Below are 13147 nucleotides of genomic sequence, written 5' to 3' on the forward strand. Positions count from 1 at the left end.
TCCTCGAAAGGTTGTCAGGAGGTGCGGCGGCCCAGGGCGACGACGACCAGGGCGGGCAGGCAGAGCAGGCCGAGCAGGGTCAGCACCAGGCGCAGGGCCACGTCGTCGACCAGGAACCAGACGAGGGCCAGCAGCACCAGGGTGACCACCGCGATGCCGGCGCGCTGGCCCCGGGTGCGGCGGGCGAGCAGGCGGCCGGTGCGGCGGCGCTTGGGCGTCAGGCGGGCGACCAGCGCGCGGCGGCGCTGCCGGCGGGCGACGACCCGGGCGCGGCGGGCGCGCAGCTTGGCGGCCTCCGCCTCGCGGGCGGCCCGGCGCAGGGCGCGTTCCTTAGCCAAGGGTGGCCAGCCAGTTGCCGAGCAGGGTGGCGCCCGCGTCGCCGGACTTCTCCGGGTGGAACTGGGTCGCCGACAGCGCGCCACGCTCCACCGCGGCGACGAACGGCGCCTCGTGGGTGCAGGTCGTGACTCCGGGCAGCGGGTCGTGGGCCGCGTACGAGTGGACGAAGTAGAACCGGGTGTCGGTTGGCAGGCCGGCGAACAGCACGGAGTCGGCGGGCGGCGCGACGGTGTTCCAGCCCATGTGCGGCACGCGCCGCGCGCCCAGCCGGGTGACCGCGCCGGGCAGCAGGCCCAGCCCCTTGGTCACCACGCCGTGCTCCTCGCCCGCCTCGAACAGGATCTGCATGCCGACACAGATGCCGAGCACCGGGCGGTCGGCGGCGACCCGCTCGGCGATGACCTTGCCGGCGTCGCCGGGCAGGGCGTCGATGCCGGCCATGCACGCGGCGTACGCGCCGACGCCCGGCACCACCAGGCCGTCCGCCTCGGCGGCGGCGGCCAGGTCCGGCGTCACGGTGACCTCCGCGCCCACCCGCTCCAGCGCGCGCTGGGCCGAGCGCAGGTTGCCTGAGCCGTAGTCGAGGACGACGACCTTCATGACGGCACCAGCCAGAGGATGCCGCCGACCAACGCGAGGGCGGCGAGCAGCCCGATGAAGACCACGATGCCGCGGGCGGCACCCTGCTTGTGCATGGAGTACGCGCCGCCACTCAGGATCCCGGCCAACGCCAGCAACGCGATGCTCACAGGGCACCCTTCGTCGACGGCACGACGCCCCCGTTGCGGGGGTCGATCGCGACGGCTTCCCGTAGCGCCCGCGAGACCGCCTTGAACTGCGCCTCGACCACGTGGTGGGCGTCGGGGTTGCCGCCGGGGCGGGCGGCCCGGAGCACGTCGACGTGCAGCGTGACCTTCGCGGCCAGGCCGAACGACTCGAAGATGTGCCGGGTCATGCTGGTCGGGTAGACCGGCCCGATGTACGGCGCCAGCGGCGGCTCGTCGTGCACCACGTAGGCGCGGCCGGACAGGTCGACGGCGGCCCGCACCAGCACCTCGTCCATCGGGACGGTGGCGCTGCCGTACCGCGCGATGCCGGCCTTGTCGCCCAACGCCTCCGCGAACGCCGTGCCCAGCGCGATCGCCGTGTCCTCCATCGTGTGGTGCGCGTCGATCTCGAGGTCGCCGACCGTCTGCACGGTCAGGTCGAACCCGCCGTGGCGGGCGATCTGGTTGAGCATGTGGTCGTAGAAGCCGACGCCGGTGGAGATCTCGGCCCGGCCGGTGCCGTCGAGGTCGATCTCGACGCTGACCTTGGTCTCGTTGGTGGTGCGCTCCACGCGGGCGCGGCGGGTGCTCACAGGGACTCCATGGCGGTGAGGAAGGCGTCGGTCTCGGCGGGGGTGCCGGCGGTGACCCGCAGCCAGCCGGGCAGGCCGACGTCGCGGACGAGCACGCCGTGGTCGAGCAGCGCCCGCCAGGCGGCCCGCTGGTCGCCGCCGACCTCGAACAGCACGAAGTTGGCGTCGCTGTCGGCCACGGTCAGCCCGCGCTCCCGCAGCGTCGCGACGATGCGGTCGCGCTGCTCCTTGATCGCCTCGACGGTGGCGAGCAGGCCGTCGCGGTGGGCGACGGCGGCGCGGGCGGCGGCCTGGGTGAGGGCGCTGAGGTGATAAGGCAGGCGGACGAGCTGCACGGCGTCGACCACGGCCGGGTCGGCCGCGAGGTAGCCCAGCCGGCCACCGGCGAAGCCGAACGCCTTGCTCATCGTGCGGGTCACCACGAGCCGCGGGTGGCCGGGCAGCACGGTCAGCGCGCTGGGGGTGCCGGGGCGGGCGAACTCGGCGTACGCCTCGTCGACCACCACCATGCCGGGCGCCACGTCGAGCACCGCGGTCACCACGTCCGGTGGCAGCGCCGTGCCGGTCGGGTTGTTGGGCGAGCACAGGAAGACCAGGTCCGGCGTGTGCTCCCGCACCTGCGCGACCACGTCGGCGGCCGTCAGGGTGAAGTCCGCGCCGCGGTGGCCGTCGACCCACGCCGTGCCGGTGCCGACCGCGAGCAGCGGGTGCATCGAGTACGCCGGGGTGAACCCGAGCGCCGTGCGGCCCGGGCCGCCGAACGCCTGCAGCAGCTGCTGCTGGACCTCGTTGGACCCGTTGGCCGCCCAGACGTTGGCGACGGTCAGCCCGTGGCCGAGGTAGGCGGCGAGGTCGGCCCGCAACGCCACCGCGTCCCGGTCGGGGTAGCGGTTGAGGTCGCGCAACTCGTCCTGCAGCGCCTTGCCGATCGCCTCGACCACGTCATCGGGCACGGAGTACGAGTTCTCGTTGGTGTTCAGCCGCACCGGCACGTCGAGCTGGGGCGCGCCGTAGGCGGTCAGCCCCCGCAGGTCGTCGCGCAGCGGGAGGTCGTCGAGGTGCGTCATGCCGGGTCCCCACTCCGTGGTGACCCGCCCTGCCCGGGCGGGCTCTGCCGATGATGCCCTCGCCAAGGCTCGGTCATGACGGGAACCTCGCCGTGACCGCCTCGCCGTGCGCCGGCAGGTCCTCCACGGTGGCCAGGGTCACCACGTGCGGGGCCGCGTCGCGCAGGGCGGCCTCGTCGTACTCGATGACGTGGATGCCGCGCAGGAACGACTGCACGGACAGGCCGCTGGAGTGCCGGGCACAGCCGCCGGTGGGCAGCACGTGGTTGGAGCCGGCGCAGTAGTCGCCCAGCGAGACCGGCGCGTACGGGCCGACGAAGATCGCGCCCGCGTTGCGTACCCGCATCGCGATCGTCCGGGCGTCCCTGGTCTGGATCTCCAGGTGCTCGGCGGCGTACGCGTCGACGACGCGCAGCCCCTGGTCGAGGTCGTCGACGAGGACGGTGCCGGACTGCTCACCGGTGAGGGCGGCGGTGATCCGCCCGGTGTGCTTGGTGCTGTCGACCCGTCCGCGCAGCTCCGCGTCGACGGCGTCGGCCAGCGCCGGCGACGGGGTGACCAGCACGCTCGCGGCCAGGGGGTCGTGCTCGGCCTGGCTGATCAGGTCGGCGGCGACGTGGCCCGGGTCGGCGGTGTCGTCGGCCAGGATGGCGATCTCGGTGGGGCCGGCCTCGGCGTCGATGCCGACGGTGCCGCCGGACCGCATGATCCGCTTGGCGGCGGTGACCCAGACGTTGCCGGGGCCGGTGATGATGTCGACCGGCCGGCAGTAGCCCGTGCCGGCGGCGTTGGTGGTGCTGCCGTGGCCGAGCACCGCGATCGCCTGCGCCCCGCCGATCGCGTAGACCTCGTCGACGCCGAGCAGCGCACAGGCGGCCAGCACCCGCTGGTCCGGCAGGCCGCCGTTCTCCTTCTGCGGCGGGCTCGCCACGACCAGCGCGTCGACGCCGGCGACCTGGGCCGGCACCACGTTCATCACGACGGTCGAGGGATACATGGCGAGGCCGCCGGGCACGTAGAGCCCGACCCGCTCGACCGGGACCCAGCGCTCGGTGACCGTGCCACCGGGGACGACCTGGGTGGTGGTGTCCTGCCGGCGCTGATCCTCGTGGACCCGGCGGGCACGGCTGATCGCCTCCAGCAGGGCGGCCCGGACGTCGGGGTCGAGGCTCTGCTCGGCCGCCTTGATCGTCTCGGGTGGGACGCGGAGCTCGTCGAGCTCGACGCCGTCGAACCGCGCGGTCGCCTCGCGGACCGCGCTGAACCCATGCTCACGGACCGCCTCGACGAGGGGGCGGATGGTCTCGACGGCCTGCGACACGTCGAGCCGGGCACGGGGCAGCAGACCGCGCGGGTCGATGTCGACGCCGCGCAGGTCGATCCGGTTCAACACCCCACAAAGTCTAGGCGTTCCAGCAATCGGGATTCCGGCGCCGTTCGCGCTGTTCGGTCCCCGGTGCCCGGTCAGGCGCTAGGCTCGGGCGGTGACGTCGCGGCTGCCCGTTTTCCCACTCGGGACGGTGCTTTTTCCCGGCCTGGTGCTGCCGTTGCACATCTTCGAGGAGCGTTACCGCGACCTCGTGAAGCATCTGCTGAGCCGGCCGGACGGTGATCCACGCGAGTTCGGGGTGGTGGCGATCCAGCAAGGCTGGGAGACGCTGCCCACCACGCCCGCGCCAGACCCACCGGAATCCCAGCCGCCCCGGCTGGGTCCGGTGCCCACGACGCCGCTGCCCCCACCGCCTGCGGCGCCGTCCGAGCCCGGCGACGTGGCCCTGCACGAGGTCGGCTGCACGGCCGAGCTGCGCCAGGTGACGGAGCTGCCGGACGGCCGCTACGACATCGTCACCGTGGGCCGGCGCCGGTTCCGGGTGGTGTCGATCGACAGGACCACCGAGCCGTATCTGATGGCCGAGGTCGAATGGCTGCCCGAGCCGGAGGGCCAGGAGGAGCTCGCCGACCTGCTGGCGCCGCGGGTGCTGGCGGTGTTCCGGCAGTACCTCACGCTGATCCGCGCCGACGAGCGCGAGCTGACGGAGCAGCTGCCGGAGGACCCGACGGTGCTCTCCCACCTGGTCGCGGCGACGGCGGCGCTGACCTTGGAAGACCGGCAGCGCCTGCTGGCGACCCCCGACACGGCCGGACGGCTGCGGGCCGAGTTGCGGTTGCTGAGCCGGGAGGCGGCGCTGCTGCGACAGGTGCGGGCGGTGCCGGTGCCGCTGCGGGACCTCGCCGTGCCGGGTAGCCCGAACTAGCCGATCACGGCTGCGACGTACTCGGTCAGGCGCTTGGTCAGGATGTCTGAGGTCAGGTCCGTGCGACCGAGATCACGCCAGGGGCCAGCGACCTTCTCGGCGTCGGGGGCGAAGCCGAGGGCGTCCAGGAGCCGCCAGTAGCGGTGCTCGTCGCCGAGGACGCCGCCGGCCGCCTGGTAGTGGCCGGCGAACGCGATCCCCTGCTCGGGCCCGTGCAGGAGGGCGGTCGCGGTGGCGCAGTGGGCGACGTCGAGGTCCGCCGGACCCCAGGAGGTCTCGACCCAGTCGACGACGCCGGTGACCAGGTCGCCCTCTCCGTCGAAGAGCACGTTGCCGGGGTGGAAGTCGCGGTGCAGGAACCGTCCCTCCCACGGCGGCGGCTCGCGCCGGATGAGCTCGACGGCGTGGCGCCAGAGGGCGGTGTCGGGGACGTTGACCCGGTCCGGGTCGGCCCAGGGCTGGTAGGTGCGCGGCCGGTTCGCGACGGCGTGGATCTCGACCAGTTGGCGGGCGAGCGCGGCGGACCGGTCGGCGGCGAGGTCCGGACGGCCCGGCAGCAGCGACATCAGCAGGGAGGGGTGTGCGGCGCTCGCACCGTCCGGGTCGACGGCGTGCAGACGGGCGGCCGGGACGGGCGTGTCGGCGAGGAGGCGCAGGATGCCGGCCTCGCGCGCGAGCAAACCCGGGGCGTGGCGGACGAAGAAGGGCTCCAGGAAGGAGCGCAGGACGAGGGGGTACGCCGCGTCAGGGCCTTCGATGCCGAGCCGGCACATCCGGGAGGTCCAGCCGCCGCGCAGGGGTGTGACGGTGTGGATCTCGTGTCGTGGTGGAAGGGCGGCCCGCACCCAGTCGCGGGTACGCGGCTCCAGGGCGACGCCCATCGCCGCACGACGTCAGCGCGGCGGCGCGGTGGGATCGCCTGGCTGGACCGGCCCGCCAGGCCAGCCGGACCCGGCGGGTCCGCCCGCCTCCGGTCCGCCAGTCCCGGCAAGGGGCTGGCCCGGCCAGTCGGAGCCCGGTGCGGCCGGATGGCCTGGCCCGCTCGGCACGTCCGAGCCGCCCGGTCCGCCGGGACCGCCGGGAGCTGGTTCGGTGGCCGGCTGGCCTGGCCAGGCTGGCGTGGCGGTGGCTTCGCCGGGTCCGGCGAGCGAGTAGTACGGGTTCGTCGGCACCGCCGGCTGCGGCAGCGCGGGCTCCGGTCGCAGCGTCGGGGTCCGCGACCAGCCGGCGAGCAGCGTGTAGATGATCACCGCGCCGAAGGTCGCGATCAGCAGGTCGCCGTGCACGAACGGGACGACGTCCCAGAGCTTGGTGAACCCGCCGGCCCGGAGGTCGGGCGGCCGGGTGATCAGGTCGCCGGGCTTGGCGGCCAACACCTTGTCCTGGTAGTCGCCGATCCCGATCCGCCGCCCCACCTGCCAGGCGAGGATGCTGGCCCCGATGGTCCCGACGACCAGCGCGGCCAGGGTCCACGGCCCGCGGTGGCGCTTGAACCCGATCCAGGTCACCAGCGCCGCCACGACCCCGAGCGAGAACAGCAGGATCGTGAACCACCCGTCGGAGGCGATGAACTCCTCAGGACTCGGCGTCGCGAACACGGCGCCGTCCTCGGTCTTGATGATCGGCACCCCGGGAGCGACCAGGGCCCAGAGTAACCCGAGCGGCGCACCGATCACGGCGACGACGGCGACGGTCAGCCCGAAGGCCCCGAGCCGCTGCCGAAGCGGCATCCGCGGGGCGGGTGGCTCCCATGGCCCGGCGGCGGCCGGATAGGTGCCCGGCCCCGCGACGCCCGGGCCGCCGCCTGTCGGCTCGGCCGGATCGAAGGCGGGCGGCTGCCACCCGGCAGGCGGCGTGGACCACGGTCCCGGACCCGACGTGCGCCCGCCGTCCGGCGGGTCGAGCTGTGCGAACGAGCCGAACGCCGCGGACCCACCGCCGGCGGGATCGGGCGACGGGGAAGCGAGCGGGTCGGCGGGCCGGGAGTCCGCCGTCGTCCAGGTGCCGTCCCCGGAAGCGGGGCTGGCGCCGGACCCGTCGGTCGGTTCGGGGCTGGCGGCGGTCACCGACCGATCCTCTCAGGCGAATCGCCCATCGCCTACCGCACCCCGCCACAAACGATCAAGACTCGCCGGGGTACGCCACTCCACCCCCACAAGCCCCATCCCCGCCGCGCCAGCGAATCGAGACCGGTGCCCACGGTCGCCTCGCGGAGGCTGCCAACGGCCGACCCGCGCATCGCAGCCACGTCACCGCGCCCCGGACCTCACTCAGCCACGAATGCGTCCGGCGACAGGACCCGCGACCGCGTCACCGCGACCTGAGCGCGGCCGAACCGTTGGACCGCGGCCTCCGCGCGGTGATCCGGCCAGCAGCGCGCCTCGCGAGGCCGTCGGTTGCCACCGCGGCCGAGGTCAGCGGGCCAGTTCGACCGCCGACGGTCCCAGGAGGGCCTTCAGGTCGGCCATCAGCGCCGTCGTGGGAGCGACCCGCAGCGGACTCAGCCGCAGGACCGTGGCCTTCGAGCCGTTGACCAGGCGGACGTGCACCTCCGACGGACCCGGATGCGTGTTGAGGATCTCCCGCAACCGCTCCACCAACGGCGGTGTGACCCGGTTCGTCGCGATGTTCATCACGACCGGCTGGTTGCCGTCGGCGCCCGCGGTCGAGATGTCCGGGATCGACATGTCCATCGCCATGATGCGGGCCTGGTCGTCGCGGCGGTCCACCCGGCCCTTGACCACGACGATCGCGTCCTCGGCGATGTACTGACCCACCAGCTCGTAGGTGTTCGGGAAGAACAGCACCTCGACGCCGCTCGTCATGTCTTCGATCGACGCCGACGCCCACGGCCGGCCCTGTTTCGTGATGCGGCGCTGCACGCCCGTCAGGATGCCCGCCAGCGTGATCACGGCGCCGTCGGCGATGGCGCCTTCCTCGCCCAGCGACGCGATCGAGGTGTCGGCGGCCGAGGACAGCGCGCGGTCGAGGCCGGACAGTGGGTGGTCCGAGACGTACAGGCCGAGCATCTCGCGTTCGAACGAGAGCTTGTCGGGCTTGTCCCACTCGCCCTCGGGGATCGGGGGCGACACGATCATCGAGGTCTCCGCCGTGTCGCCGAAGGCGGCGCCGAACAAGTCGTACTGCCCGACCGCCTCGTTCTTCTTGACACCCATGAACGCGTCGATGGCGTCGGCGTGGATCGCGAGCAGGCCCTTGCGGGTGTGGCCGAGCGAGTCGAACGCGCCCGCCTTGATCAGGGACTCGATGGTGCGCTTGTTGCAGGCCACCGCGTCGACCTTGCGGAGGAAGTCGTAGAAGTCGGTGTAGGCGCCGTGCTGCTTGCGCGCCCGCACGATCGCCTCGACGACGTTGACGCCGACGTTGCGGACCGCCGCCATGCCGAAGCGGATGTCGCTGCCGACGGCGCCGAACCGGGCCACCGACTCGTTGACGTCGGGCGGCAGCACCTTGATGCCCATGCGGCGGCACTCGGCGAGGTAGATGGCGGCCTTGTCCTTGTCGTCACCGACCGAGGTGAGCAGCGCCGCCATGTACTCGGCCGGGTAGTTGGCCTTGAGGTAGGCCGTCCAGAAGGAGACCAGCCCGTACCCGGCCGTGTGTGCCTTGTTGAAGGCGTAGTCGGAGAACGGGACCAGGATGTCCCACAGGGTCTTGATCGCCGCGTCGGAGTAGCCGTTGTCGCGCATGCCCTGCGAGAACGGCACGTACTCCTTGTCGAGGATCTCCTTCTTCTTCTTGCCCATCGCGCGGCGGAGCAGGTCGGCGGCGCCGAGCGTGTAGCCGGCGAGCTGCTGCGCGATCGCCATGACCTGCTCCTGGTAGACGATCAGCCCGTAGGTGTCGCCCAGGATGTCTTCCAGCGCGTCGGCCAGCTCGGGGTGGATCGGGACCACCGGCTTGCGGCCGTTCTTGCGGTCGGCGTATTCGTTGTGGGCGTTGGCGCCCATCGGACCCGGCCGGTAGAGCGCGAGCACCGCGGAGATGTCCTCGAAGTTGTCGGGGATCATCGAGCGCAGCAGCGAGCGCATCGGGCCGCCGTCGAGCTGGAAGACGCCGAGCGTGTCGCCGCGGGCCAGCAGCTCGTAGGTCGGCTTGTCGGCCAGCGGCAGCTTTTCCAGGACGACCGTCTCACCACGGTTGTCGGCGATGCCGTCGAGGCAGTCGTCCATGATCGTGAGGTTGCGCAGGCCGAGGAAGTCCATCTTGAGCAGGCCGATGGACTCGCAGGCGCCCATGTCCCACTGCGTGATGATGGCGCCGTCGTTGTCGCGCCGCCAGATCGGCAGCACGTCCATCAGCGGCTCGCCGGACAGGATCACGCCCGCAGCGTGCACTCCGGGCTGGCGGATCAGGCCCTCGATGCCCTTGGCGGTGTCGACGACCTTCTTGGTGTCGGGGTCGGTCTCGTAGAGCGTGCGGAACTCGGCGGCCTCGGCGTAGCGGTTGTGCGACGGGTCGAAGATGCCCGCGAGCGGGATGTCCTTGCCCATCACCGGCGGCGGCATGGCCTTGGTGATCTTGTCGCCGACCGCGAACGGGTAACCGAGTACCCGGGCCGCGTCCTTGATCGCCGCCTTGGCCTTGATCTTGCCGTAGGTGACGATCTGGGCGACCCGCTCCTCGCCCCAGCGCTCGGTCGCGTAGCGGATCATGTCGCCACGCCGGCGCTCGTCGAAGTCCATGTCGATGTCGGGCATCGAGATGCGGTCGGGGTTGAGGAACCGCTCGAACAGCAGGCCGTGGTCCATCGGGTCGAGCTCGGTGATCTTCAGCGCGTACGCGATCAGCGCACCGGCCGCCGAGCCACGACCCGGGCCGACCCGGATCTTCTCCTTGCGGGCGTATTCGCAGAGGTCGGCCGTGACCAGGAAGTAGCCGGGGAAGCCCATCTTGCAGATGACGTCGAGCTCGTAGTCGGCCTGCTTGAGCCGGTCGTCCGGCACCCCGTTGGGGAACCGCTCGCGCAGGCCGCGGTGCACCTCGGCCCGCAGCCAGGACTCCTCGGTGTAGCCGTCGGGCACCGGGAACGACGGCATCAGCTTGCGGTGCGCGAACACCGAAGAGTAGTCGCCGATCTTCTCGGCGATCTCCAGCGTGTTGGCGCACGCACCAGGCACCTCGGCGTCCCACAGCGCCTTCATCTCGGCGGCGGACTTGAGATAGAAGTCGCGCGCGTCGAACTTGAAGCGCTTGGGGTCGGCCATCGTGGACCCGGACTGCACGCAGAGCAGGACCTCGTGCGAGTCGGCGTCCTTCTCGTAGGTGTAGTGCAGGTCGTTGGTGGCCACCGGCTTGAGCCCGAGGCGCTTGCCCAGGCGGATCAGGTCCTGCCGGACACGGGTCTCGATGTCGAGCCCGTGGTCCATCAGCTCGAGGTAGAAGTTGTCCTTGCCGAAGATGTCCTGGAACTCGGCGGCGGACGCGCAGGCCTTCTCGAAGTCGCCGATCCGCAGCCAGGTCTGCACCTCGCCCGAGGGACACCCGGTGGTCGCGATGATCCCCTTGCCGTGCTCGTGCAGCAGCTCACGGTCGGCCCGCGGCTTGAAGTAGTAGCCCTCCAGCGACGACCGCGACTGCAGCCGGAAGAGGTTGCGCAACCCCTCGGCGTCGGCGGCGAGCATGGTCATGTGGGTGTAGGCGCCACCACCGGAGACGTCGTTCTCGCCACCGTCGGCCCATCGGACCCGCACCCGGTCACGCCGGGCCGTGTTGGGCGTGAGGTAGGACTCGACACCGATGATCGGCTTGATCCCGGCCCCGGTGGCCTGCTTGAAGAAGTCGTAGGCGCCGTACATGTTGCCGTGGTCGGTCATCGCCAACGCGGGCATACCAAGGCGGTTGGCCTCGGCGAACAGCTCCTTGAGCCGGGCGGCACCGTCGAGCATCGAATACTCGGTGTGCACGTGCAGATGAACGAACGAGTCGGACACCTGGGACCCCCTTCACTCAAGCGCCGCGACGAGCCTAGTCGTCAGGTGCGACAGTCGGCATCTAGCCGGCTCGGGTGAGTTGAAGATCAAATTCTGGTGAAGATCAAGAGCTGGATTTCCCCGGTCCGCAGCGGTCCCGACCGTTGCTCCCGCGGAGATCACTCCGCTGCGCTCCGTTTGCCAGGTCCGCGGGACACACGCGTCGGGGCATCCTAGGACAGACTCGATCATGGCCAGGTCGGCGATCATCTCCGCCCGCCGCACGTTGTTGGCGACGAGGTAGCGGGCGGCCGAGCAGTCGCGCAGCCGCACCGTCGCGAGCAGCAGATGACCGGGGCCGGCGAAGTCGACGATCGGGGCGGCCAGCCGACGCACCTTCCACTCGACCTCGCGCAGGATCGCGTCGACCTCGGGGTGCGGTGTGGCTCTCGCGACCGCCTCGCCCGGGCCGTACCGGCCCGACGGGTGGCTCCCGCTCTCGGCGATCCCCCGCAGGTCACCGAGGACCGACGCCTCCAGCGAGAGCGGCAGGCGCCGGCTCCTCACCGTGGCGTGGGCCAGGGCGTCGATCGTCCCGACCAGCCGGGCCTCGTCACGGACCGCCGAGCCGTACGCGGGTCGCAACGCCCGGAGGACAGCCCCACCCACCCGACGGTCAGCGGGCGAAGGGCTCCAGCATCACGCTGGCGGCCTTGAGCCACGCGTCGCGGGTTGCCGGCTGGAGCAGTTGGTATTCGATCGACGAGCCCGTCTCCAGCGCCGGGTCGTAGGGGACGACCGCTACCGCGCGCGTGCGCGTGGCGAAGTGCGCCGCGAGGTCGTCGAGCATCGGCGACTTGCCCGGCGTCGGGCAGGACAGCAGGGTCACCGCGTTGGTCGCGAGGTCGCCCATGCCGACGTCGTAGAGCAGGTCGAGCATCCAGTCCGCCGTGAACGCCGCGTCTTCCCGGGGCACCGTGGTGATCACGAGCTGGTCGGCCGCCTGCAGGACCGTCTGCCAGTTGGCGCTCTCGACGTTGTTGCCCGTGTCGACGCAGATGACGTCATGGGTGCGCCGGAGCAGCTCCAGCACGCGCCGCACCGTGTATTGGTCGAGCCGCTGCGCGAACCGCGGGCTCTCCTCGCCGGCCAGCACGTCGTAGGTGCCGTCGGACGCGTGCCGCAGGAACTCGTCGAGCGCCTCGGTCAGGCCGTAGCCGTGCTGCGCCTCGACCTCGGCCAGGTTGGTGATCAGGTGGCGGATCGTGCGGGCGTGCCGGGCGCTGCCGGCGCGCAGGCCGAGCGTGCCGCGAAGCTCGTTGTCGTCCCAGGCGAGCACACCCTGCCCGCGGACGCTGCCGACGGTCGCGGCGGCCAGGACCGTCGCGGTGGTCTTGTGCACGCCGCCCTTGGGGTTGGCGAACGCCACCACCCGGGAGCTGCCGAAGTCGCGGCGCAGCACCCCGACCGCCCGGTCGACCTCGGACTCGCTGGTCGCGGGGGCGCGCCACTCGAGCCCGCCTGGGTCAGGCTGGCTGATCGGGGCCGGGGCCGGGGCCGGGGGCTCGGCCAAGCGGGGCTCGGTGCGGGCGTACCCCTCGTATCCGCCGCCCGTGTATTTCTCCGCGTAGTCGCCGCCGTCGAACTGGTCGCCGGTGTAGCGGTCGGCCGCGTAGTCGCTGGCGCCGTACGAGTAGTCGGTGCCCGACCCGCCGTAGTAGCTGCCCGACTGGTAGGCGGTCGTCTCGTAGCTGTCCTGCATCGGCGGACGAGCCTCCGGCACTGGCGGATAGCTCTCCTGGACCGGCTGGTAGGTCTCCTGCGGCGGCGCGTAGCTCTCCCGCGCGGGCGGGTAGCCCTGCTGCGACGGCAGGTAGCCGCCCTGCTGGTAGCCCTCCTGGGCCGGCGGGTAGCGACGCTCCGGCGGATAGGACACCGGCGCGACAGCCCGGCCCTGGAAGCCGTTGACCGGCACGACCGGCGGCTCCTGGCGCTCCACCGGAGCCCGCGGCGCGGCCACCCTGGCCTCGCGGACCTCGTGGTTCTCTCCGGTGCGCCCGCCGAGCAGCGCACGGTCGAGCAGCGCCCGCCACCGTGGGGCCGGCTCAGCCGGTCGACCCCACCCGGTTTCGGTGCCCTCCACGCCTCGCCCTCCCGACGCGTACGCCCGCTCGACAGATCCGGCTACGAAGC

12 protein-coding genes are annotated in these 13147 nt (G+C 72.3%); 1 reads left to right on the plus strand and 11 read right to left on the minus strand.

Annotated elements, in window-relative coordinates:
• Positions 1 to 14: 14 nt before the first annotated feature.
• The 6 genes from AB0J88_RS35085 to hisD all read right to left on the minus strand — a co-directional run bounded on the left by AB0J88_RS35085 (position 15) and on the right by hisD (position 4159).
• Entirely contained in the window at positions 15 to 338 is a 324-nt protein-coding gene (locus AB0J88_RS35085) for a hypothetical protein (RefSeq protein ID WP_364348698.1), read from the minus strand.
• Entirely contained in the window at positions 331 to 939 is a 609-nt protein-coding gene (hisH, locus tag AB0J88_RS35090) for an imidazole glycerol phosphate synthase subunit HisH (RefSeq protein WP_364348695.1), read from the minus strand. The genes AB0J88_RS35085 and hisH overlap by 8 nt, the downstream gene beginning before the upstream one ends.
• Positions 936 to 1088 (minus strand): hypothetical protein, encoded by a 153-nt coding sequence (locus tag AB0J88_RS35095; protein ID WP_364348692.1) that lies wholly within the window; start codon positions 1086 to 1088, stop codon positions 936 to 938. The genes hisH and AB0J88_RS35095 overlap by 4 nt, the downstream gene beginning before the upstream one ends.
• Positions 1085 to 1699: an imidazoleglycerol-phosphate dehydratase HisB gene (gene hisB / locus AB0J88_RS35100; protein WP_364348689.1), complete on the minus strand. Its 615-nt coding sequence runs from the start codon at positions 1697 to 1699 to the stop codon at positions 1085 to 1087. Before hisB ends, AB0J88_RS35095 begins: the two co-directional genes overlap by 4 nt.
• Positions 1696 to 2766 (minus strand): histidinol-phosphate transaminase, encoded by a 1071-nt coding sequence (locus AB0J88_RS35105; protein ID WP_364348686.1) that lies wholly within the window; start codon positions 2764 to 2766, stop codon positions 1696 to 1698. Before AB0J88_RS35105 ends, hisB begins: the two co-directional genes overlap by 4 nt.
• A 73-nt stretch (positions 2767 to 2839) precedes the next feature.
• Positions 2840 to 4159: a histidinol dehydrogenase gene (hisD, locus tag AB0J88_RS35110; protein WP_364348683.1), complete on the minus strand. Its 1320-nt coding sequence runs from the start codon at positions 4157 to 4159 to the stop codon at positions 2840 to 2842.
• 91 nt (positions 4160 to 4250) lie between these two features.
• Between hisD and AB0J88_RS35115 the strand changes: the two genes are divergently transcribed.
• Positions 4251 to 5021, plus strand: coding sequence for an LON peptidase substrate-binding domain-containing protein (locus AB0J88_RS35115; protein ID WP_364348680.1), 771 nt, complete (start codon positions 4251 to 4253; stop codon positions 5019 to 5021).
• Here the strand turns inward: AB0J88_RS35115 and AB0J88_RS35120 are convergent.
• The 5 genes from AB0J88_RS35120 to AB0J88_RS35140 all read right to left on the minus strand — a co-directional run bounded on the left by AB0J88_RS35120 (position 5018) and on the right by AB0J88_RS35140 (position 13097).
• Positions 5018 to 5902: a phosphotransferase gene (locus tag AB0J88_RS35120; RefSeq protein ID WP_364348677.1), complete on the minus strand. Its 885-nt coding sequence runs from the start codon at positions 5900 to 5902 to the stop codon at positions 5018 to 5020. The two genes, AB0J88_RS35115 and AB0J88_RS35120, sit on opposite strands and share 4 nt — an antisense overlap.
• Before the next feature lie 12 nt (positions 5903 to 5914).
• Positions 5915 to 7087: a DUF2567 domain-containing protein gene (locus tag AB0J88_RS35125; protein ID WP_364348674.1), complete on the minus strand. Its 1173-nt coding sequence runs from the start codon at positions 7085 to 7087 to the stop codon at positions 5915 to 5917.
• Positions 7088 to 7435: 348 nt separating this feature from the next.
• Positions 7436 to 10975 (minus strand): DNA polymerase III subunit alpha, encoded by a 3540-nt coding sequence (gene dnaE / locus AB0J88_RS35130; protein WP_364348671.1) that lies wholly within the window; start codon positions 10973 to 10975, stop codon positions 7436 to 7438.
• Between the two features lie 12 nt (positions 10976 to 10987).
• Positions 10988 to 11599 carry a hypothetical protein gene (locus AB0J88_RS35135; protein WP_364348668.1) on the minus strand — a complete coding sequence of 204 codons (612 nt, stop codon included), beginning with the start codon at positions 11597 to 11599 and terminating at the stop codon, positions 10988 to 10990.
• A gap of 31 nt (positions 11600 to 11630) precedes the next feature.
• Positions 11631 to 13097 carry an AAA family ATPase gene (locus AB0J88_RS35140; RefSeq protein ID WP_364348665.1) on the minus strand — a complete coding sequence of 489 codons (1467 nt, stop codon included), beginning with the start codon at positions 13095 to 13097 and terminating at the stop codon, positions 11631 to 11633.
• Positions 13098 to 13147: the final 50 nt, after the last annotated feature.

It is taken from the genome of Asanoa sp. NPDC049475 (assembly GCF_040676915.1).
Lineage (GTDB): Bacteria > Actinomycetota > Actinomycetes > Mycobacteriales > Micromonosporaceae > Asanoa.